The sequence below is a fragment of the Frateuria aurantia DSM 6220 genome (assembly GCF_000242255.2).
Lineage (GTDB): Bacteria > Pseudomonadota > Gammaproteobacteria > Xanthomonadales > Rhodanobacteraceae > Frateuria > Frateuria aurantia.
In genome coordinates this window covers 2,112,566-2,134,697 of the sequence record NC_017033.1, presented here as the reverse complement: position 1 = coordinate 2,134,697, position 22,132 = coordinate 2,112,566, and the positions used below count along the sequence as shown (strand labels likewise).

The 22,132-nt window shown below is 63.5% G+C and carries 17 protein-coding genes, 1 tRNA gene and 1 pseudogene; 13 read left to right on the top strand and 6 right to left on the bottom strand.

All coding sequences use genetic code 11. The features are described 5' to 3' along the window. Positions 1-16: 16 nt before the first annotated feature. Positions 17-1,498, bottom strand: coding sequence for an amino acid permease (locus FRAAU_RS09935; protein ID WP_014403397.1), 1,482 nt, complete (start codon positions 1,496-1,498; stop codon positions 17-19). A 157-nt stretch (positions 1,499-1,655) separates the two neighbouring features. Between FRAAU_RS09935 and FRAAU_RS09930 the strand changes: the two genes are divergently transcribed. After that, on the top strand, positions 1,656-2,213 hold the full coding sequence (locus FRAAU_RS09930) for an NUDIX hydrolase (RefSeq protein WP_014403396.1): 558 nt from the start codon (positions 1,656-1,658) through the stop codon (positions 2,211-2,213). Then, positions 2,206-2,745 carry a tRNA adenosine(34) deaminase TadA gene (gene tadA, locus FRAAU_RS09925; protein WP_041270522.1) on the top strand — a complete coding sequence of 180 codons (540 nt, stop codon included), beginning with the start codon at positions 2,206-2,208 and terminating at the stop codon, positions 2,743-2,745. The genes FRAAU_RS09930 and tadA overlap by 8 nt, the downstream gene beginning before the upstream one ends. 42 nt (positions 2,746-2,787) lie before the next feature. On the opposite strand, the gene FRAAU_RS09920 is transcribed toward tadA, so the two are convergent. Continuing rightward, positions 2,788-4,224: an MFS transporter gene (locus FRAAU_RS09920; RefSeq protein WP_014403394.1), complete on the bottom strand. Its 1,437-nt coding sequence runs from the start codon at positions 4,222-4,224 to the stop codon at positions 2,788-2,790. Positions 4,225-4,612: 388 nt separating this feature from the next. Between FRAAU_RS09920 and ligA the strand changes: the two genes are divergently transcribed. From ligA to FRAAU_RS17405, 3 genes are all read left to right on the top strand, one after another. After that, complete coding sequence (ligA, locus tag FRAAU_RS09915) at positions 4,613-7,030, top strand: NAD-dependent DNA ligase LigA (RefSeq protein ID WP_014403393.1); 2,418 nt, start codon at positions 4,613-4,615, stop codon at positions 7,028-7,030. Positions 7,031-7,044: 14 nt separating this feature from the next. Beyond that, a complete protein-coding gene (gene epmA / locus FRAAU_RS09910) occupies positions 7,045-8,001 on the top strand; it encodes an EF-P lysine aminoacylase EpmA (protein WP_041271025.1) in 957 nt (318 codons plus the stop codon). A 270-nt stretch (positions 8,002-8,271) separates the two neighbouring features. Then, positions 8,272-8,439 (top strand): LiaI-LiaF-like domain-containing protein, encoded by a 168-nt coding sequence (locus FRAAU_RS17405; protein WP_014403391.1) that lies wholly within the window; start codon positions 8,272-8,274, stop codon positions 8,437-8,439. A 349-nt stretch (positions 8,440-8,788) separates the two neighbouring features. On the opposite strand, the gene FRAAU_RS09900 is transcribed toward FRAAU_RS17405, so the two are convergent. Next, positions 8,789-10,669 (bottom strand): DUF1302 domain-containing protein, encoded by a 1,881-nt coding sequence (locus tag FRAAU_RS09900; protein WP_014403389.1) that lies wholly within the window; start codon positions 10,667-10,669, stop codon positions 8,789-8,791. A gap of 209 nt (positions 10,670-10,878) precedes the next feature. On the opposite strand from FRAAU_RS09900, the gene FRAAU_RS09895 reads away from it, so the two are divergent. Next, positions 10,879-12,180 (top strand): MFS transporter, encoded by a 1,302-nt coding sequence (locus FRAAU_RS09895; RefSeq protein WP_014403388.1) that lies wholly within the window; start codon positions 10,879-10,881, stop codon positions 12,178-12,180. A 294-nt stretch (positions 12,181-12,474) separates the two neighbouring features. Here the strand turns inward: FRAAU_RS09895 and FRAAU_RS09890 are convergent, their stop codons facing one another. Both FRAAU_RS09890 and sbcB read right to left on the bottom strand, forming a co-directional pair. Beyond that, entirely contained in the window at positions 12,475-13,161 is a 687-nt protein-coding gene (locus tag FRAAU_RS09890; protein WP_014403387.1) for a DUF2461 domain-containing protein, read from the bottom strand. A gap of 20 nt (positions 13,162-13,181) precedes the next feature. Then, the gene (gene sbcB, locus FRAAU_RS09885; RefSeq protein WP_014403386.1) at positions 13,182-14,636 is read right to left on the bottom strand and encodes an exodeoxyribonuclease I; all 1,455 of its coding nucleotides are present in this window, start codon (positions 14,634-14,636) and stop codon (positions 13,182-13,184) included. 766 nt (positions 14,637-15,402) lie between these two features. Here sbcB and orn point away from each other — a divergent pair. Genes orn through FRAAU_RS09860 form a run of 4 tightly spaced genes read left to right on the top strand, consistent with a single transcriptional unit; the run spans position 15,403 to position 19,245 of the window. Then, a complete protein-coding gene (orn, locus tag FRAAU_RS09875) occupies positions 15,403-15,966 on the top strand; it encodes an oligoribonuclease (protein ID WP_014403385.1) in 564 nt (187 codons plus the stop codon). Positions 15,967-15,995: 29 nt separating this feature from the next. After that, a complete protein-coding gene (folP, locus tag FRAAU_RS09870) occupies positions 15,996-16,880 on the top strand; it encodes a dihydropteroate synthase (RefSeq protein ID WP_052317993.1) in 885 nt (294 codons plus the stop codon). Between the two features lie 44 nt (positions 16,881-16,924). Next, complete coding sequence (gene glmM, locus FRAAU_RS09865; protein ID WP_014403383.1) at positions 16,925-18,310, top strand: phosphoglucosamine mutase; 1,386 nt, start codon at positions 16,925-16,927, stop codon at positions 18,308-18,310. Further along, complete coding sequence (locus FRAAU_RS09860) at positions 18,307-19,245, top strand: isopenicillin N synthase family dioxygenase (RefSeq protein ID WP_014403382.1); 939 nt, start codon at positions 18,307-18,309, stop codon at positions 19,243-19,245. Before glmM ends, FRAAU_RS09860 begins: the two co-directional genes overlap by 4 nt. Positions 19,246-19,749: 504 nt before the next feature. On the opposite strand, the pseudogene FRAAU_RS09850 reads toward FRAAU_RS09860, so the two are convergent. After that, positions 19,750-20,565: pseudogene (locus FRAAU_RS09850) on the bottom strand (SDR family NAD(P)-dependent oxidoreductase). A gap of 134 nt (positions 20,566-20,699) precedes the next feature. On the opposite strand from FRAAU_RS09850, the gene tpiA reads away from it, so the two are divergent. From tpiA to FRAAU_RS09835, 3 genes are all read left to right on the top strand, one after another. Beyond that, positions 20,700-21,467, top strand: coding sequence for a triose-phosphate isomerase (gene tpiA, locus FRAAU_RS09845; protein WP_014403380.1), 768 nt, complete (start codon positions 20,700-20,702; stop codon positions 21,465-21,467). A 14-nt stretch (positions 21,468-21,481) separates the two neighbouring features. After that, entirely contained in the window at positions 21,482-21,841 is a 360-nt protein-coding gene (gene secG, locus FRAAU_RS09840) for a preprotein translocase subunit SecG (protein ID WP_014403379.1), read from the top strand. A 12-nt stretch (positions 21,842-21,853) separates the two neighbouring features. Further along, positions 21,854-21,938, top strand: a tRNA-Leu gene (locus tag FRAAU_RS09835). Positions 21,939-22,132 lie beyond the last annotated feature (194 nt).

Here is a 22,132-nt window from a genome sequence, read left to right as displayed (position 1 = left end):
CGCCGGGTGGGCCGGTTCAGTGGGATGCGTGCTGCAGTCGGCTGTGGCGATAGCCGTAAATGGCATAGATCAGCAGGCCGGCCAGGGTCCAGCCCAGCATCAGCGGCCAGTTGGCCCTGAACGATTGCCAGAACAGGTACAGGCAGATCAGCGCGCCCAGCGTGCTGACCAGCCATACGGCCGGCACCCGGAAGCTGCGGGGCAGGTCGGGACGGGTATAGCGCAGAACAAGCACGCCGATGCAGACGGTGGCGAAGGCCAGCAGGGTGCCCATCGAGACCAGTTCGCCCAGAATGCTGACCGGAAACAGGCCGGCGGTGACGGCCGCGACGATGCCGCCGACCAAGGTCGCGACATGGGGGGTGCGGTAGCGCGGATGCACCTTGCTCATGGCGCGCGGCAGCAGGCCATCCTGCGACATGCTGAAGAAGATGCGCGAGGTTCCCAGCAGCATCACCAGGATCACCGAGCTGAGGCCTGCCAGAGCGCCGAAGGACACGACGGCCCGCAACCACAGCAGTTCGGGGTGCGCTTCCAGCGCGGTGGCGACCGGCTGGGCGGTATTGAGGCTCAGATACGGCGCGATCCCGGTCAGGGTCAGTGACATGGCGATATACAGCACGGTGCAGATCACCAGCGAACCGAGAATGCCGATCGGCAGGTCGCGCTGCGGATTGCGTGCTTCCCCGGCGGCGGTGGAGACCGCATCGAAACCGATATAGGAGAAGAACACCAGCACCGCGGCGCGGAAAATGCCGCCGACGCCGAACTGGCCCGGACCTTGGGAGGGGGGGATGAACGGGTGCCAGTTGGCGGTGTTGATATAGCGCAGCGAAAAGATCAGGAACAGGGCGATCACCAGCAGTTTGATCGACACGATGATGCTGTTGACCAGGGATGACTGGGTGATGCCGGCATAGCACAGCGCGGTCAGCGCCGTGACAATGAGGACTGCCGGCAGATTCAGCCAGGCGCCGGTGGTTTCAAGATGATGGCCGTTGACGAAGGTCAGCGGGGCCTGCGACAGATAACCCGGCAAGGCCAGTGAGATATGCAGCCAATGGCCGATGATGCCCAGGCATTCATTGAAATAACCTGACCAGCCGGCAGCGACGCTGGCCACGGCGAAGAGGTATTCCAGCACCAGATTCCAGCCGATGAACCAGGCGACGATTTCGCCCAGGGTGGCATAGGCGTAGGCATAGGCACCGCCGGAAACCGGAATCATCGCTGCGAACTCGGCATAGCAGAGCGCGGACAACGCACAGGCAATGCCGGCGACAATAAAGCTGAGGACCAGAGCAGGGCCGGCGTGTTCGGCGGCCGCCTGGCCGGTGATCACGAAAATGCCGGCGCCGATGACGGCACCGATGCCCAAGGTGATCAGATGGCGCGCCGTCAGCACACGCTTCAGGGACGTCGTCCCCTCACCGGCGGGGGCAGCCCCGTGATCTGCCGAGGACCCGATCGCGTGCGTCGCGAACAAGCGCTTCAACATTTTCCCCTCCCGTTAAGAAACGACTACGGCGTCGGCCGGATGGCAGCGCACATCCACACTCTATAGGTGCGGTAGCCATGAACCATAGCTGAGCGACTGAAGTGGTACAAGTCCAAACCGACTATCATGAGGGCTTTGCACCAAAGCGCCGCAAGCCATGTACCCATTGCACCCAGATACACTCGAAGACCAGCTGGTCGCCTTTCGCAAGGCCTGCCCTGCGCAGGCCGGTCTGGCGGACATCTTTCTTGAATTCCTGCGCGAGACGCCGCAGGCTTTTCTGCGCGAGCACGCCGCTGCGCATTTCACCGGCTCGGCCTGGCTGCAGCATGCCGATGGCGAACAGGTGCTGTTGATGCATCATCGCAAGCTGGATCGCTGGCTGCAGCCGGGTGGACATGCCGATGGGGATTCCGATCTGCGGGCCGTAGCCTTGCGCGAGGCTACCGAGGAGACCGGGCTGCAGGGCTTGCAGGTCGAATCGCGGATCTTCGATCTGGACCGGCACTGGATTCCTGCTCGCGGCACGGAGGCCGGGCATTGGCACTATGACGTGCGCTATCGGGTCACGGCTCCAGCTGGGGCAGAAGTGCGGGGCAACGAGGAATCGTTGGCCTTGCGCTGGTTCCAGGCTGAGGCCGTGATGGCCGAGCCGGACTGGGATGCATCCCTGCGGCGGATGGCGCGACGCGGCCTGGAATGGCGCGATGCATGAGCCCTTGCAGGTGACGGCTCCGGCCTGGACGGCTGATGATCAGGCCTGGATGCGTCGCGCACTGGCCCTGGCCGAGCATGCCCGCGATGCCGAGCAGGAAGTGCCGGTCGGCGCGGTGCTGGTGCGGGACGGACAGCTGCTGGGCATGGGCTGGAACCGCAACATCATCCTGCATGATCCTACGGCGCATGCCGAAATCCAGGCCCTGCGGGCGGCCGGCGAGGCAGTAGGCAATCATCGTTTCAATGACGCCACCTTGTATGTGACGCTGGAGCCTTGCGCGATGTGCGCGATGGCGATGGTGCACGCGCGGCTGGCACGGGTGGTCTATGCCGCCGCCGATCCCAAGACGGGTGCGGCCGGCAGCGTCTTCGATCTGCTGGGCTCGGACCGGCACAATCATCGCATCGTGGTGGAGGGTGGCTTGCTGGCCGATGAGGCCAGCGTCATGTTGCGCGATTTTTTCCGCGCCCGCCGCCGCAAGTCCGTCCCGGCTGCGCCATCGCAGGCGCTGGATGGTGACGAAGCCTGAAATTGGAGGCAGCCGGGGAGGGCCGTATTGGCCGAGGCCTGATCAGCGTCCGCGCAAGGGGAGGCTCACTCCAGGTGCGGCAAGTTGTCTGAAAATGCCGGCCGAGAGTAGGGTCAGTGCCGCCAGCGTCAGTACCGTCCAGTGAAAGGCCACCACATAGGCTGCCGCGGCGGCGCCCGGCAGATACAGGCTCATCAGTACCGAGGCTGCCGCAATGCCGAAGCTCATCGACAGATACTGGGCCGTCGAGGCCATCGAAGAGGCCATTGCGGCGTGTCGGCGATCCAGGTCGACGTAGATCAAGGTGTTCATCGAGGTGTACTGCACGCCCATGAAGGCGCCATAGACGAACATCAGGCTGCCGATCACCCAGGCCGAGGTGCTTGATCCCAGCAGGCCGAAGCCGAGCAGGATCAGCACCACGCACAAGGCATTGCCGGTCAGCAGCCGGCGATAGCCCAGCCGGTCCAGCAGCGGAGCGACCATCCATTTGGCGGCGATCGAACCGGCGGCCTGGGGCAGCATCATCAGGCCGGCCTGCAGCGGGCTCCAGCCGCAGCCGACCTGCAGATAAATAACCACCAGAAGATACATGCCGGATACCCCCAGCCGGGTAAACAGATTGCCGGCCAGCGAGATCCGCACCGTAGGCAGCTTCAGCAGGCGCAGATCGGCGACTGGGTGCTCGATGCGCCGGCCGTGCCAGACATACAGCGTGCCGCAAAGCAGGGCAGTGAGCAGGCTGGCCGACAAGGCCGTGGCACTGGCACGATGGTCGGTCAGCTGTTCCGAGGCATACAGCAGCAAGGCCGAGGCCGAGGCGAACAGTACAAAGCCCGAAAGATCAAAACGCTCGCCGCGATCCCCTCGATAATCCGGCATCGCCCGCCGGTTCAGCCAATAGCCGGCCATGCCTACCGGGATATTGATCAGAAAGATCCATCGCCAATGGGCGAATTGCACCAGCAGGCCGCCCAGCAAGGGGCCGATGACCGAGCCCAGCAGGCCGACGGTGGCGACCATGCTCATCGACCGCACGAAATCCTTGCGATCCACGGTCCGCGCCAGCACGTAACGTCCCACCGGCATCAGTGCCGCGCCGCCCAGACCCTGCACGATACGTGCCAGTATCAGCCCGGTCAGGCTGGTGGCGCAGCCGCACAGCAACGAGCCCAGGCTGAAGATTGCCAGCGCGCCGGCAAACACCTGGCGAGTACCGAAGTGGTTGCACAGCCAGGGACTGGCGGGTATGAAAATCGCCAGCGTCAGCACATAACTGGTCAGCGCCCCGCGCATATCCAGTGGCGACACCTTCAGCGCCTCGGCCATCGCGGGCACGGCGGTATTGACGATGGTGGTATCCAGCGACTGCATGAAAAAACCGGCGGCAATCAGCCACAGCAGGCGTCGCAGGGCGGCATCGGGCAGCGACGGCGACTCGGTGGCGGTCTGAAAGGCGGGGGAGGGTGAAGCCGGCATGGTCGTCTATCATAACCTGTGTCGATCAGGCCGGGATGGCTGGTCGCTGAAGGCCATGCCGATGCCTGGCTCGAGCCGGCTTCGTGCGCCAGTCTACGCATCATTGGCGGATATCCGGGACTGTACCGATGCGGCAGCCGGTGTTGCGATCCTGCCGGGAGCATGTCGTCCGGTCCGGTCCGACGTCTTCCGTCATGGCAGAAGCTATCCTCGACGGCCTGGTTCCGGCTGGCGGATCTACTTTCTGTCCGTTGATGGCGAGCTTGCACTGGTCTTTGCGGCCGAGCTGGTGAAGTCCGGCTGCGGCGGGTTGTTGCGGCCGAGGTCAGGGAAGGAATCCGGGGCCTCGGTGTAAACTGCCGCCATGACGACAGCTTCCCCCGATTTCATGCCCAACGCCCCCGTCACCACCGAGCCTGGATCTGCCGATCCGCAGGTCTTGCAGCAGCGACTGATCGCTTTGCGCCAGCAGCTGGACGATGCCAGCCATCGTTACTACGTGCTCGATGATCCGACCCTGCCCGATGCTGACTATGATCGGCTGCTGCGTGAGCTTGAAGCGATCGAGCGCGTTCATCCCGAGTGGGTGACTGCCGATTCGCCGTCACAGCGCGTCGGCAGCAAGCTGATCGGCGGTTTCGCCGAAGTCCGTCATGCGGTGCCGATGCTGTCGCTCAACAATGCTTTCGAGCAGGAGGGTGATACCGATCGTGAGCGCTATGTCGAAGTGGCCGATTTCGTCCGTCGTGTCGAGTCCGCGCTGGACCGCTCGCAGCCAGTGTTTTCGGTGGAGCCCAAGCTGGATGGGCTGGCCATCAGCCTGCGCTATGTCGATGGGCAATTCGTCGGCGGCGCCACTCGTGGCGATGGCGAGACCGGCGAGGATGTCACCGCCAATCTGCGCACCATCCGCTCGATTCCCCTGAAACTGCGCGGCGAAGGCTGGCCCAGGCGGCTGGAAGTGCGTGGCGAAGTGGTGATGCTGCGCAAGGATTTCGACCAGTTCAACGCGGCTGCCCTGGAGCGTGGTGAAAAGCCGCTTGCCAATCCCCGCAATGGTGCCGCCGGTTCACTGCGGCAGCTGGACCCCGCGGTGACCGCGCGTCGTCGGTTGAGCTTTTTCGCCTATGCGGTGGGTCAGGTCGAGGACGGCGATCTGCCGGCCACTCATTCGGCGACCTTGCAGCAGCTGCGTGAATGGGGTTTTCCGGTGTCGCCCGAAGTCGCCACGGCCAAGGGCTTCGAGGGGCTGCTGGCCTATTTCCGGCGGATCGGTGCCGAACGGGATCAGCTGCCTTACGATATCGATGGCGTGGTCTACAAGCTGGACGATTATGCCGGCCAGCAGGCCATGGGCTTCGTGGCCCGTGCGCCTCGCTGGGCTATCGCCCACAAGTTCCCGGCCCAGGAGCAGAGCACCCGGGTACTGGCCATCGAGATCCAGATCGGTCGCACCGGCGCAGCGACACCGGTGGCGCGGCTGGAGCCGGTCTCGGTCGGTGGGGTGGTGGTCACCAATGCCACCTTGCACAATGCCGACCAGGTGGCGCGACTGGATGTGCGCGTCGGTGACAGCGTCATCGTGCGTCGCGCCGGGGACGTGATTCCCGAGGTGGTGCGGGTCATTCCCGAGCAGCGCGTGGCCGATACCCAGGTCTGGGCCATGCCTCGCCACTGCCCGGTCTGCGGTTCGGCGCTGCTGCGGGAAGACGGCGCGGCAGCCTGGCGCTGCAGTGGCGGCCTGTTCTGCCCGGCGCAGCGCAAGGAGGCGCTGATCCATTTCGCCTCGCGACGCGCCATGGATATCGAAGGTCTGGGCGAGCGTTTCGTCGATGCGCTGGTGGAATTCGATTACGTCAAGACGCCGGCCGATCTTTACCATCTGCAGCTGCAGGATCTGCTGGACATGAAGCGGCGAGCCGACGAGCGCGACGGCAGCACGCCTGAAACGGTCAGGAGCGGCAAGATCGCGACCCGTTGGGCCGAGAATCTGCTGGCCGGTATCGACGGCAGTCGTCATACCAGTCTGTCGCGCTTCCTGTTCGCGCTCGGAATCATGCATATCGGCAGCAACACGGCGAAGACTCTGGCCGATTGGCTGGGCAGCCTGGAGCGTATCCGGACCCAACCCGAGGCGATATTGCGTCTGCTGCCGGATATCGGCACCGAGGTGGCGCGCTCGATCGCCGGATTCTTCCAGCAGGAAGGCAATCAGCAGGTGGTTGACCGTCTGCTGGCCGCGGGTATCCGCTTCAACGACGAAACGACGCCGGATCCGCGCCTGCGTGAGCGTCTGGGTCTTTCGGCCTTGTTGAATGGCGCGGGCATCGCCAAGCTTGGGCCGAAGAGCGTAGAGCTGCTGGTTCGGCATTTTTCCAGTCTGGAGGCGATCCAGGCCGGTGGCTACAACCACTGGCTGACGGCAGGCGTGCCTGCGGCAGCGGCCAAGGCGCTGGAAACGCGGCTGGCCGATCGGGGCGGTCTGGAAGCCTTGCAGCAGGCGGAGCAGGCGATGCACGCCCTGCTGGCGGCGATTCCGGCATCGGCCAAGGTGGCAAGCCTGCCCCTGGATGGCATGAGTTTCGTGCTGACGGGTACGCTGCACTCCATGTCCAGGGATCAGGCACGGGAAAGGCTCGAAGCCTTCGGCGCCAAGGTGTCCGGCTCCGTCTCGAAAAAGACCTCCGTGGTGGTGGCAGGCGAGGCGGCCGGCTCCAAGCTGGACAAGGCCACCGAACTGGGCCTCGAGATCTGGGACGAGGCCCGGTTGCAGGCCTTTCTCTCCGAGCAGGGCGTATCGGCATGAAGGTGGTGCATCCGATGATGGCGGATCGTCATCAGGCCATGCGTCTGCGGGCGCGTGTCTATGCGCGTCTGCGTGAGTTTTTTGCGGCGCGGCAGGTCGTCGAGGTGGAAACCCCGATCCTGTCCGAGGCCGGCAATACCGACCCGAACATCCAGAGCTTTGTCACCCGTTTCGAGGGGCCTGTCGGCGCGGGGCGCCGCGAGCGTTGGCTGCGGACCTCGCCGGAGTTCCCGCTGAAGCGTCTGCTGGCGGAAGGCTTTGGCGACTGCTACGAGCTGGGCCGGGTCTTTCGCAACGGCGAGTCCGGTCGTCGCCACAATCCCGAATTCACCATGCTGGAGTGGTATCGCGTGGGCTGGGATCATCTTCGATTGATCGATGAGACGGTTGAGCTGGTGCAGCACCTGCTGCAGGCCGAAGGCCGGCAGACAACAGTGCGGCGGTACAGCTATCGCGACTTGTATCGCGAGGTGCTGGACCTGGATCCCTGGGAGGCCTCCGAATCCGAGTTGCAGGCGCCGCTGGCGTCATTCGGCATCGATCCGGAGGGGCTGCTCCGCGATGACTGGCTGGATCTGCTGATGACCCATTGCATCGAGCCTTGGATGGATCCGCACGGCATTCTGGTGGTACATGATTTCCCGGCCAGCCAATGCGCGCTGGCCAGGGTCCGGTCCGGTGCGCCCCCTCTGGCCGAGCGTTTCGAGCTGTATCTCGGGCGCAGAGAGCTGGCCAACGGCTATCACGAGCTGAATGATCCGCAGGAGCAGGCGGCCCGTTTCGAGCGCGACAATGCACTGCGTCGCCGGCGTGGTCAGCCCGAGGTGCCTGTCGATCAGCGCTTGCTGGACACCTTGGCCGCCATGCCGGACTGCGCAGGGGTGGCGCTGGGTATCGAGCGTCTGCTGATGCATGTAGCCGGAGCCGAAGCCATCGGTCAGGTGCTGGCCTATGATTTCGGGGCGGCCTGAATCGCCGAGATGGTTTGCGGGCCGTCGCCGAACGTTGCGCGCGGTGGATGCCTGCCGGGCCGATGCCGACTGGACAGCGGCATGCCCTGGGGTACGCGAATAAAGGAATTGCAATGTGCTGCGCAGTCAGCCTGTACGTCGCCGCATGGATGTCGCTGCGGGTGCCGGCTGCCGCACAGAGGATGTTCGCGTCCATGATCGCAACCTGCCATTGACGGATTCAGGTCCGGGTCCGCAGACTGGGCATCGTTCCCCTGAAGAGTAGCGTTCATGAAACCCAGTGCCGCCGGTATCGTTCTTGTCGTGGTCGGAATCCTGTTTCTGCTGCGCAATTTCGGATTCGACCTGCATATCGGGCAATTGCTGAGCACCTGGTGGCCGCTGATCCTGATCGTGGTCGGCGTCGGCATGCTGTTCAAGGACCGGTCGCGCGGCTGATCGCTGCGGACTGATCCGGTGGGCATGCCGGCCGACGCCGGCGTGCAGCCGGGCATGCGCACCCCGGAAAAGCTGTCGCTGGCTTCGTCGTGGATGGTGATCAGGGACGTCGCGGCGAGTGCCCGATCAGGGGCCATGGCGGCACGCAGGCCGCAGGAGTCGGACGCATGCCGGTCTTGGTTTTGGATGCCACGCCGCGGACAGTGGCCGCCCCGCCGGTCGGGCCGCCGGCCTTCAGGCGCGCCGACCGGTCTGGCCGGACGGATCCTCAGCCGATGGATCCGCGCGGCCGTGAAAATGCATGGCTGTCGCAGGAGTATCCGCGATTTGCTCGCCCAGGGCAGGTGGCTCAGAAGTTGGCGCTGAAGGCCACGCTGACGAAGTCGTGATCGATCAAGGTGTCGTAGGGATCATTGCCGAGCCAGTTGCTGTAGTTGACGGCGATCGAGTACCGGCGGTGGCTGGCGGCCAGACCCAGAACGATCAGTTTGCGGCCCTGGACCAGTTGGTAGTCAGGCGAATAGCCGTGCATGTCCTGTCCCCACTGCAGGCTCGGTGACAAGGTCCAGTGGCCCGGCAGGCTGTAGTTCAGCTGGCCGCGAAGGCGATAGGCCCAGGCTTGGCGGGTGAAATAGCCCTTGGCCAGGCAGCCCTGCGGATTCTGTACCGCCGAACAGGTGCCGTCGGAATACTGCGGAGAATAGCCCCAGGCAAATCCACGACCATAACGTGCTTGGGACAGAGGGGGCAGATTGGTATGGGTCCAGACCAGTTCGCCCATGGCCATGCTGCTGTCAGCGCCCAGGATTCGCCCGAAGCTTCGCTTGAAATTGAACTGGACCTGGGTCTTGTCGAAGCGGTCATAGCCGCGCAAGGTATCACCGGGACTCAGGTTGGCCATCCGGTTGCCGATGGGGCCGCCGTCGCGTGTCAGCGCGGCGAACATGTCCGCGGTATTGAGCTGCACGGGCAGGTTGCTCGTATAGGACGCTTCGCCGGCGAGGCGCCACTTGTTGATCGTGGTTACCGCCGAGAGGCCGGCGATATGGATGTCGTTGGGGAATTCCCAGAATTCAGTGATGCTGGAGAGCTTGGCTGACAAGGCCGCATAGGCGGCAGGCACGCCGGCAGCTTCCAGTTTGGCGATGACACTGTTGTTCTGGGTGGCCGGATTCTCCGTCGTCGCATCCAGCAGGGGGCTGCGCGAATTGATATTCATGTAGTAGCCGCCAAAGGTGGTATGCGCGGCTTCCCAGGTGTAATGGGTGGCCAGGCCCCATTGCCCGCTGTTGCGGCCCTGGATGCGTCGCCCACCCGGAAGGATGGCGCCGATCGAGTTCATGTAGCCGTCGCTCAGCCAGGTGCCCGCGCCCTTGGAGTAGGCATTGAGCGGGTAATAGGCATTGCTCTGGATTCCGCTGCAGCTCTGGTCGATGCCCAGGTCGGTACTGCTGAAAAAAGTACCGCAGGGGTCATATTCCGAGGGGCGCCATTTCCACTGGTAAAACATTTCGACACTGAGGTCATCGTTGACTGACCACTTGCCCCACAGCATTTCCACCGGCAACTGGGCTTCTGTGGCAGCATCGGTGCCGGGACGGTGCAGGGTGGTGTAGTCGATCGGATTGATCTGGTTGAGGTTCTGCACAAACATGTCCTCGCCCCAGCGCACCGTCTGGCGCCCCAGCCGCAGATCCAGACCGTTGCTGCCACCCAGATCGAAATGGCCGTACAGATAGGCATTGAGCAGCATGAAACCGGAAAACTTGTTCGACCGGTCGAAACCGTGATCGCTCAGCGGCTGATCGGCGGCAAAGCCGCTGGCTGAATTGCCCTGAGGCACTTCGTGGTTTTTCTGGGTAGCGTCATACCAGGTGCGGGCACTGACATCGAAGCCGAACTGGTGCCAGGACATGTCCAGACTGCTGACGATCTTGAACAGGCTGCTGTAGACATCGCCTTTGCCGTAGTTCAGGTTGCCGTCGTCGGCCGTGTCGGCGCCATCGCCTCCCTTGGGCTTGCCTTCCGAATTGAAACCCTTGCCGATCAGGTGTCGGGAGCGTCCGCTGGTGCGGATGCCGGTGCCGGCGACGACGCGCGACTTCCATACCCCTTTGATCTCGTCGCCATCAAGCTGGAAATCCACTGCATGGACAGGCATGGCCGAGGCGACAAGCAGGGCGCCGCACAGCGCGGTACGAGGGGCGGGGAAGGAGCGGGTTGATGCCATGGCGTGCCGGTCGATAAAAAAGGTCGGCCGGCGTTTATAACATTTTATTTAGCTTTTGTGTAAAGTGGCTGTTCGGACGGCTGGCGGTAGATGTCGCCCGCCATCGATCCGCCGAACCGGCGGGTCGCTTCATCCCCATGCCGGACCGCAGGGAGGCCCTGTCAGGGTCGGTCCGGACGATTTGAACATTGAGCAGGTTTGTATATCCGATGAGTGCTGTAGGTTCTCCGGCCGTGCCCCATGACTTGGCACGAAATGACGCAAAGACCCTGATCCTGTCGGCGCTTGGTGGTGCTCTCGAGTTTTACGATTTCGTGGTATTCGTGTTTTTCACCAAGGTGCTGGGCCAGTTGTTCTTTCCCGCCGGCATGTCGCCCTGGCTGGCGCAGTTCCAGGTATTCGGCATCTTTGCCGCAGGCTATCTTGCTCGTCCGCTGGGAGGCGTGGCGATGGCTCATTTCGGTGACCGCCTTGGGCGCAAGCGGATGTTTTCGCTCAGCGTGCTGCTGATGGCGCTGCCCACCTTGTGCATCGGCTTGTTGCCTGACTACGCCCGTGCCGGGGTGGTGGCACCGCTGCTGCTGCTGCTGCTCAGGGTGCTTCAGGGCGTGGCCATCGGCGGCGAGATGCCTGGCGCCTGGGTCTTCGTGGCCGAGCATGCGCCGCGCCGCAGCGTCGGGTTCGGACTCTCCAGTCTGACCTGCGGCATCACGGCCGGCATTCTGATGGGCTCCTTGATGGCCGCCTGGATCAGTCACCATTTCAGCAATGGCGACATTCATCGCTATGCCTGGCGCATTCCGTTTCTGCTGGGGGGCGTATTCGGCCTGCTCAGTGTCTGGATGCGGCGCTGGCTGAGCGAGACGCCGGTGTTCGAGGCCATGCGCGCCAATCGTGAATTGTCCGAAGGACTGCCGCTCAAGCAGGTCGTGGTCGGACATGGGCGGGGCATCGCCATCAGCATGCTGGTCACCTGGTTGCTGACGGCGGCCATCGTGGTACTGATCCTGATGACGCCGACCCTGGTTCAGACAGCTTTCCATCTGCCGGCGGCCGAGGCTTTCACCGGCAGCAGTCTGGCGGCGGCCTGCCTGATGGTAGGCACCCTGGTCTCGGGCTGGTTCGTTGATCGCCTGGGACGCCCCTTGACCATGGCCCTGTTTCTGGTCGCGTTGATCGTGATGAGCAAATGGCTGTTTCTGGACCTGCAGGCGGGTGGTCAGCATTTTCTGCTGCTGTATGCCTTGACGGGTCTTTCGGTGGGCGTGGTCGGCGTGGTACCGGCCGTGATGGTGGCGGCCTTTCCCGCGGCGATCCGTTACTCAGGCATCGCCTTTGCCTACAATCTGGCCTATGCCTTGTCAGGTGCTGTGACACCGCCCCTGATTGCCTCGCTCAGCAAGATCTATGGCCCGATGGCGGCGGCGAACTACGTGATCGGGGTGGCGGTGCTCGGCCTGGTGACGGCCGTGTATCTGGCCTGTAGCCGCCGGCGCGATTTCGAGCGCTGATCTATCGCGATTCAAGGCCGGGCTGTCAGCCCGGCCTTGTGTTGCGTACTTTGGCGCGAGGGCCTATCGCCTTTGTCGAGGCATGGGATGCTCATCGGCGCGCCAAGACCCCGGTTTGCCGGCTGCACCTGGTGGAAAGCGATTTTTTCCTGCGGTGGGCGGGTGGCTTTTCGCCCGCGTGCATCCAGGGGCGCGGCATCAGGAAAAATTCGGTATCTGCAAGATCTTTCAGAAGTCTCTCGGTGCCGATCGGTTGGGGCGGAGGCGGTCGAGCGCGACCGGCCTGCAGCGCGTTCAGAAATCCAGTTCGCGGGCGGCGCAAAGATAATCCACCATCGGCGCCAGAGCCTGGTACTGCTCGATGAGCCAGGGCAACAGCTCTGCGGAGCAGGCCAGCGACTCGTCAAATTCGCGGCCGGCCGCGAAATGCTTGCGCTTGAGATCCTCGATCAGCTCATGGTCCGGGTCATAGCCGCGCGGCGGGCGTTTCAATGATTCACCCCAGAACACAAAGCGCTGTCTGAAATCCACGTTGTGGGTGGCCCGCTTCCAGGCCGCCGGATTGTCGGCGATGAATTCACGCAGAGACTTCAAGGTTGGCGGTTCGGGGCTCCAGATGCCGGCGCCGGCAAAGCAGTCGCCGGGTTGCAACTGTACATAAAAGGACGGCGCCTGAATCTGGCGATGGCGCTCATGGAAAAAGCGTGCGCCCTGCCAGGTTTTGTAGGGATCCTTGTCATGGGCGTAGCGGGTATCGCGGTGAATCCGGAACAGCGAGCCGCCTACCTTGCGTGGATCGGCACGGAAATGTGGACTGATCGCGGCCAAGGGTACCTGCAGATCCACGATCAGGCGCTGGAACGGCTCGCGGAGATGGCGCTCATACTCGTCCTTGTGCTGGTGGAACCACTCGCGCTGATTGTGGCGTTCCAGACGGCTGAGGAACTGGAAACTGGCGGGGCTGAAATACGGTGTGGCCATGTATCTTCTCAATCAATCGGTCAGGCAATCGGCAGGGATAGGTCTTCGCCCAGGGACTCGCCCCAGACCTGCAGCTGATCCAGCAGCAGTTGATCGGCAGGGGCGGTACGCTCCTCGCGCAAGCTTGCGATCCGCTGGAAATACTCGGCCAGGCTGAGCTCGACCGTGGGGCTGCGTCCGCTCAGTCGGTCCTGAAGGAAAGCCCTCCAGCGGGCCGTTTCCTCGGCGGAAAGCGTTTCCGGCCAGTTGCGGGCCCGGTAACGGAACAGCAATTCGGGATAGCGCGGATCCTTGAATGCGGAGGCCAGTCCGGCCAGTGCCTCCGGCGGACTGGTACGGACCTTGACCAGCAAGGGCTTGTCTGCGCGTGCGGCGAAACCGTCATAGAGGGCCAGTTCGGGATCGCCGGCTGGCGGGAAGTCCGAGGCATGGCCGAAAATGTCGCGGACCTTGCTGACGAGGTCCGGGGCCCGGCGCAGCTTCTCCAGATGGGCGAGCTGGATGTCCGGATTCAACTGCAGTCGCTCGAGATCGACCGGCCGCAACACCGACATGGGTGCCAGCGCCGGTGCGCGATTGCTGCGCAAGGTGCGCAGCGGCACGCGCTCGATGCCCTCGGGAAGATCGGCGCGGGCGACAAAGACGCGGTCGGCAATGCTCTGGGCATCCAGTGCCAGCCAATCATCCGGATCATGGTCTAGGTCGTAGATGATCATCTCGCCCGGGCGGGAGGGGTGCTCGGCCAACGGCACGATGATGGCCAGACAGTGACGACTTGCGGGATAACGTGACGAGATATGGACCAGCGGCGTCATCGCGATCGGATCCAGCAGTGACTGGACCTGTTGTTTGCGGCGCAGCTGGTAATACCAGTCCCACAATCGAGGTTGCCGCTGGCGGATCAGCTGCGCCAACCCGATCAGCGCCCGCACGTCCGACAGCGCGTCATGGGCCTGCGCCTGTTCCAGTGCATTGGCTGTTGCCAGCTGCTCCAGCTTGAAGCTGGGCGCGCCGTCTTCGCGGCTCGGCCACTGAATCCCGTCGGGTCGCAGTGCCTCGCACATCCGGACCAGATCGATCAGATCCCAGCGCGCATTGCCATGCTCCCATTCGCGGGCATATGGATCGAAGAAATTGCGATAAAGCAGTTGCCGGGTGACTTCGTCATCGAAGCGCAACGAGTTGTAGCCGACGCCGCAGGTTCCGGGCCGGCCCAGCTGTTCCTGCACCCGCGCAGCGAATTCGGCTTCACGGATGCCTTCGCGTGCCGCCAGCTGCGGCGTGATCCGGGTGATCAGGCAGGCCTCGGGATGCGGCGGCATGTCCTTCGGCGGCAGGCCGTAGAACATCACCGGTTCTTCGATGATGTTCAGCTCCATGTCGGTGCGGATACCGGCGAACTGCACAGGGCGGTCACGCCTGGGGTCGGCACCGAACGTCTCGTAGTCGTGCCAGAAGAAAGTCGGCTCAGTCATGCCGGAATGATGGCATGACTGCCGGCTTCCTTCATCCGCTGCGGGCGGAGGTGCTTCCATCGGCCTTGATGGCAGCCGTCAGACGCGGGCCTGTCTGCCGGCGCCACCAACCTCTGCTGCCGGATTTTCCGGGGCGCGACACATCGATGGCTTGCCCGGCCAGTGGTGGCGGCACTCGCCATGTCTTTGCCGATTTGCGGCAGATGCTGGCCTGCGTCTTGCGATTGCGGTCCCGGGAACCTTTGTCAACCCGTGACTCTCGCATGTGGATTTATGCAACTCATGGATTCAATGGTGCCAGGAGTGGTGTCTGATGAGGGCTTTCGTGACCACTCTGCCGCTGTCCGGGCTGGCATCCAGCAGCGGGACTGAACGAGTGGCGACCAGGATGGCGCAGGCTGATCTGCTGCTGTGCCGTTTTCTTGACGAGGCGTTGATCCCCTGCGTGATCGATGAGGGGGCCCGTCTGACAGGCTGTCGGCCCGCATCGACACTGGACGGGCACCTTGCTGGTACTGTTCGGGCGGGCCTGCCTGCACGATGCATGATGGCACCGGCGCCTGGCGGTGGCGGTGTCCGCTCCGTAGCCCATGGACGCAGCTGGCTGATCTGCTCGCGAACAAGTCGGCGAGTGTCTCGCCGTACTGTAGCCGGCTGTAGTGACCGGTCTTGTCGGCCCGGGCTGTCGGTTCGCTCCTGAATCCGTCAAGCGATGAGTGCTCGAGGGTCAAGCTGGTTTAGAATGACGGGCTGCCCGGAGGACTGAATGCGCTCGCACAATGACGACAACCTGATCTGGATCGACCTGGAAATGACCGGTCTGGATACCGACAACGACTCCATTCTGGAAATTGCCACCATTGTCACTGACAAGGAGCTGAATATCCTTGCCGAGGGTCCGGTGTTTGCGATCAGTCACGAGCTGGCACGACTGGAGGCCATGGATGCCTGGAATGTCGGGCAGCACAGTCGTTCCGGACTGTGGCAGCAGGTGCTGGACTCCACTACCGGCCATGCCGAAGCCGAGCAGGCCACCCTGGAATTTCTGCGGGAATGGCTGAGTTCCGGCGCTTCGCCGATGTGCGGCAACTCGATCTGCCAGGATCGTCGTTTCCTGCATCGGCAGATGCCGCGACTTGAGCGCTTCTTCCATTACCGAAATCTGGATGTCTCCACGGTCAAGGAACTGGCGCGACGCTGGGCTCCCGAGGTGGCGGCCGGCATTCGCAAGACCTCGGCCCACACCGCCTTGTCCGATATCCGTGACTCCATCGACGAGCTGAAGTACTACCGAAGCTTCATGGGTGTGCTGGGCGGCCAGTCGCTGTGAGCGATCCGGCCTGGGACAACAGCCCCTCGATGGATTGCGGTGGCCGCGTGGTGGTGCTGGATCGCCCTTGCGTGGTCGGCATCGTCAATGTCACGCCGGATTCGTTCTCGGATGGTGGGCGCTTCGATTCCCTGGACAAGGCCGTGGCCCATGGACTGGCTCTGGCCGAGGCTGGCGCCGGCATGCTGGACATCGGCGGCGAGTCGACCCGTCCGGGTGCACCGGCGGTTTCGCTGGATGAAGAGCTTTCCCGGGTGATTCCGGTGATCGAGGCCCTGGCCGCGCGCTGCTCCCTGCCATTGGCGATCGATACCCACAAGCCCGAGGTGATGCGCGCCGCGGCTGCGGCGGGCGTCGGCATGATCAACGACATCTATGCCTTGCGCCGCGAAGGCGCTTTGGAGGCCGTCGCCGACCTGGGCCTGCCGGTATGCATCATGCACATGCAGGGCGAGCCCGGCACCATGCAGCAGGCTCCGGATTACAGCGATGTGGTTGGTGAAGTGCAGCGCTTTCTGGCCGAGCGACTGCTGGCATGCGAGTTTGCTGGCATCGACAAGCGCAAGGTACTGGTCGATCCAGGCTTCGGTTTCGGCAAGTCGGTGGAGCACAATCTGCAGTTGCTGAGCCATTTGCAGCAATTTCAGGATATGGCGGGTGGTCTGTATGTCGGTCTTTCACGCAAATCCGTGCTGGGTGCGGTGACCGGTCGTGCGGCGCCCGCGCAACGGGCGGCGGCTTCGGTGGCGGCGGCACTGATCGCTGCGCAGCGTGGTGCACGCTGGATCCGGGTTCATGACGTGGCCGAAACCGTGGATGCGCTGGCGGTGTGGGCAGCGGTAGCCGGACATGATCGCGCCGCAGCCAGTGTTTCGACCCGGCCGGCCGCACCGGTGTGGCCGGATGATGATTGATCCGCGCACGCTGCGCGATCAGGGACGACGAGTAGAATGAAATCATGACTTCACGCAAATACTTTGGTACCGACGGCATTCGCGGTCTGGTCGGACAATGGCCTATTTCGGCCGATTTCATGTTGCGCCTTGGACGCGCCGCCGGCATCGTGCTGGCCCGTCATGGCGGCCGGCAAAAGCCGGTGGTGGTGATCGGCAAGGACACCCGCGTGTCCGGCTACATGTTCGAGTCCGCGCTGGAGGCCGGACTGGTCGCCGCCGGCGTGGATGTGCGTCTGCTTGGACCGATGCCGACACCGGCGGTGGCTTTTCTGACCCGCTCGCTGCGGGCCGATGCCGGCATTGTCATCAGCGCCTCGCACAATCCGCACCATGACAACGGCATCAAGTTCTTCTCGGCGGCCGGCGAAAAGCTGTCCGACGCGCTGGAGCTGGAGATCGAGGCCGAAGTCGATGCCGACTTTGCCACGGTCGCTTCGGAGCAGCTGGGCAAGGCCGTGCGTATCGACGATGCGGTTGCCCGTTATGCCGAATTCTGCAAGGCCACCGTCGCCGAGGACTTCAGTCTGCGCGGCCTGAAACTGGTGTTGGACTGCGCTCATGGCGCGACCTATCAGGTTGCGCCCAAAGTGTTCCGGGAACTCGGAGCCGATGTCATCACCATCGGCGACCACCCCGACGGTTTCAATATCAACAACGGCGTCGGCTCGACCCATCCCGAGGCCTTGCAGCGGGCGGTGCTCGATGCCGGTGCCGATCTGGGCATTGCCTTCGATGGGGATGGTGACCGGGTCCAGCTGGTGGATCGCCATGGCATGCTGGCCGACGGCGACGACATTCTTTATGTGCTGGCCCGCCACTGGCAGCGTCTGGGTCAACTGCACGGGCCGGTGGTCGGCACCCTGATGAGCAATTTCGGATTGCAGCTGGCCTTGCGCGAAGAGGGCATCGAGCTGCTGCGCGCCCAGGTTGGTGATCGTTACGTGCTGCAACAGATGAAGGCCCATGGCAGCGTGCTGGGCGGCGAGACCTCCGGCCATGTCCTGTGTCTGGATCGTGCCACCACTGGCGACGGCATCGTTGCCGCGCTGGCGGTACTGGAGGCGCTGGTGGGGGAGGGCAAGGATCTGGCGGCCGCCCGCGGCGGACTGACCAAGCTGCCCCAGTTGATGCTGAACGTGCGGGTCGAGGGCGCCCGCGAAGCTCTGGATTCCGACATCGTGCAGAACGCCTGTGCCTTGGTCGAGGCCGAACTGGCCGGTCGCGGACGGGTGGTGTTGCGTGCCTCCGGCACCGAGCCGCTGGTACGGGTCACCATCGAGGCGGCCGATGCCGACGAAGTCGAGCGGCTTGCCCATCGGCTGGCCGAGGCGGTACAGGATGCCGCCGCCGAGCATGTTTCTTCCCTGTTGACCACGGATGCCCCATGAAGCACGTTCCCACTCTGGATATCCGCCGTTTCGACACCGACCGCGAGGCCTTCGTGGCCGAGCTCGGTGCGGCCTATCGTGAATTCGGCTTCTGCGGCATTCGCGGTCACGGCATCGATCCAGCACTGATCGATGGCGCCTATCAGGCCTTCCAGGCCTTGTTTGCCTTGCCGGATGCCGTCAAGCGGCAATACCACCTCAGCGGTGCCGGTGGTGCGCGCGGCTATACTCCCTTCAAGGTGGAGACGGCCAAGGACAGTCGCCATCCCGATCTGAAGGAGTTCTGGCATATCGGTCGCGAGATTGACCGCGGCCATGTCTATGCCGAACGGATGCCGCCCAATATCTGGCCGCCCGAAGTGCCTGCGCTGCGCGAATACGGCTACGGCCTGTACCAGGCACTGGATCAGCTGGGGCGGCGGGTGCTGCAGGCCCTGGCTCTGCATATCGAACTGCCCATCGACTTTTTCGAGGACAAGGTCCAGTTCGGCAACTCCATCCTGCGTCCGCTGCATTATCCGCCGCTGCCGGAAGGCGAGGTGCCGAATGTTCGCGCCGGCGCCCACGAGGACATCAACCTGATCACCTTGCTGGTCGGTGCCAGCGCTGCCGGTCTGGAGGTGCTGGGGCGTGATGGCGAATGGCTGCCGATCACCACCCAGGGTGATGCCATCGTGGTCAATATCGGCGACATGCTGCAGCGGCTGACCAATCATGTCTACCCCTCGACCACCCACAGGGTGGTGAATCCGCCGGGAGAAGCGGGTCGCCAGTCGCGCTATTCGGTGCCTTTCTTCCTGCATCCGAATCCCGACGTGGTACTCGATCCGCTGCCGCAGACCATCACCGCCGACAACCCGAACCGCTATCCTGAGTCCATCACCGCGCATGACTATCTGATGCAACGGCTGCGGGAAATCAAGCTGATCGCCTGAGCCGGCCAGCGCATGATCCGACCCGTCAGCCGTGCCTGGATCATGCGATTGCCCAGGACATCCCGGTAGGCCATGACTCGGGCCTTGCCTGTTTCCCGAGCATGACCCATGGCGCCGGGCCGCCTCAGGCGGCCCTGAGTCATCGCGATGGCCTTGTTGCCGATGACGTTGCCTGGCTCGGCGCAATCCCTATGCGCGTTGTTGCTGCAGCATCTGGCGGGTGACCGGGTCATGCAAGACACGATTGTCGGCCAGTCCCATGATTCATGATGTCGAATGGGCACTGGCTCCTCGGTATTTCCAGATCCACGACCAGGCTCATCCTCAATCGATGGCCAGACATTCCGGTTGAGAGGCCATCATTTCTCTGGGCTGGGACTCGCTGCGACATCGTCATGTCTGCCTGTGGCTGGACGGCGCGGCCGGTCAGGGTGGCCGGTCAGGGATGGCCGGCGGCAGGCATTTGCCGATCTGCACTTGAGCCGACACGGATTCCGCCGGTCATCACATGGTCGGGGGCGGGGCCCGATAGCGTCCGGCCTGGCCGGATGCCAGGCGCTCAGCCATCCGGTCCGGCAGCAACTTCAGCGCCGCCTTGATCAGTCGGTTGACTCGCCCCGTCACGCGTACCGACTCACCACGGTCCAATGCCTCCAGTGCCTCGGCCACAACGGCTTCGGCGCTTTGCCACATAAAGTCAGGCATCCGGTTCATCAATGCGCGCGTGCCGGTGACATCGTGGAACTCGGAGCGGGTGAAGCCTGGACACAGTGCGCAGACCGTGAGGCCCTGCGCGCGATTTTCCTGCGCAAGCGACTGCGAGAACTTGATCATGAAAGCCTTCGCCGCAGCGTACTGGGTATGTCCCGCGGTGCCCGGCGCGAAGCCGGCCAGCGAAGCGACATTGAGGATGCGGCCATGGCCGCGCGCGCGCATGCCCGGCAGCAATCTCCAGGCCAGCTCACTGGGGGCGATCACCATGACTTGCAGAAAGGCGGCATGTTCGCTCCAGTCCGGCTGCTGGTAATGCCCGGGCAGACCATAGCCTGCATTGTTGATCAGCCAGTCGACCTGCAACTTGCGGGCCCGCAGCGCGGCTTCCAGCTGCTAGGGGGCGCCGGGGTCTGCCAGATCGGCAACCAGTACCGTGGCCTGGCAGTCATGGGCCGCACGCAACTCGGCCGCCAGGGTTTCAAGTCGCGAGCCTCGCCGAGCCGTCAGGATCAGGTCGTGGCCACGAGCCGCCAGGGCCCGGGCGAAGGCCTCGCCGATCCCGGCTGAAGCGCCGGTGATCAGCGTTGAAGGGCGTAGTGCCGGCATCGCCAACTCCTTGATGGAAAAGTGGTTGATGGGCATACCAATTAGATCGATACAAGCATTTTGGCAGGTTAAAAGCTTGCCCGAAGCGGGTCTGCCACGTTAACTTCGCATATTTACCGGGCTGTGGGCGCACGATGCGTAAGAAACTTGTCGCGGGTAATTGGAAGATGCATGGCAGTCAGGCCCTGACTCGGGAGCTGTGCGCGGCCACCGCGGCAGCCAAGCCTCAGGATGTCGACGTGGTAGTGTTTCCTCCCTCGCTTTACTTGCGCGAAGCGGTGCAGGTCTTGGCTGCGGGCGGGGCGGTCGGTGTCGGTGCCCAGGATGTCAGCATCCATGCCGGGGAGGGCGCCTATACCGGCGAAATTTCGGCCGCCATGGTCGCGGATTGCGGTGCCGGCTGGGCCATCGTCGGACATTCGGAACGTCGGGCCGACTTCCGAGAAAGCGATCATGACGTCGGTCGCAAGTTCTCGGCGGCTCGCCAAGCTGGCTTGAAGCCCGTGCTCTGCGTCGGGGAGACGCATGCCGATCATGTGGCGGGCCGTACACTGGAAGTGATCGAGCGCCAATTGGCCGCCGTTCTGGATCACAATCCCATCGAAGCTTTTGTTTCGGCAGTGATTGCTTACGAACCGGTCTGGGCCATTGGCAGTGGTCTCAGTGCCACCCCGGAGCAGGCACAGCAAGTCCATGCATTTATCCGTAGCCAAATCCGGAAAAAGGATGCTAATATCTCCCCTCTGACCCGGCTGCTTTATGGCGGCAGCGTCAAGGCAGTCAACGCCGCTGAGCTTTTCGCCCAGCCGGATGTTGATGGCGGGCTCGTCGGTGGCGCTTCATTGAATGCCGAAGAATTCGCCAGTATCTGTCAGGCGGCGGGGAGACAAGACAAGCGTTAGGAATCAGGTTCGCAATGTTCGCTATCTTCAGCGTGTTCTACATCTTGATCGCAGCGTCCATGATCGTGCTGATCCTCATGCAGCGCGGTGCGGGTGCAGAAGCCGGCTCTGGCTTTGGAGGCGGAGCATCGGCGACTGTGTTCGGTGCCCGTGGTTCGTCGAATTTCCTGACCCGCGCCACCGGCGTGCTGGCCACGGCATTCTTTCTGATGAGTCTCGGCATGGGCATGTATCTGAGCCGTCACGGCGCAGGTCAGGCTTCTGACAGCAGCCTGATGTCCGCTGCACCGACAGCGGCCTCCGTGCCGGCTGCCAGCCAGCCCGCGGGCAACGGCGCCGTACCGGCCGCTACGGGTTCCTCGGCAACGCACTGACACAAGTTTCAAGCCCAGGTGGCGGAATTGGTAGACGCACTACCTTGAGGTGGTAGCGACGCAAGTCGTAGGGGTTCGAGTCCCCTCTTGGGCACCACATACCAATATCAGGACGTCCCATATAGTCCTGAATTTCCTTTGAAACCCGCTACTTAGCGGGTTTTTTCTTGCCTGCTCGTCTCATGTTGTCCCATACAATCCCATTGAAGCGCAGGCTTTGTGGGGGCATATTTGGGGGCACAAGGGCTCAATGCCCCCTACCTCGATCCCGAGATGCCCCCAGCGACGTTC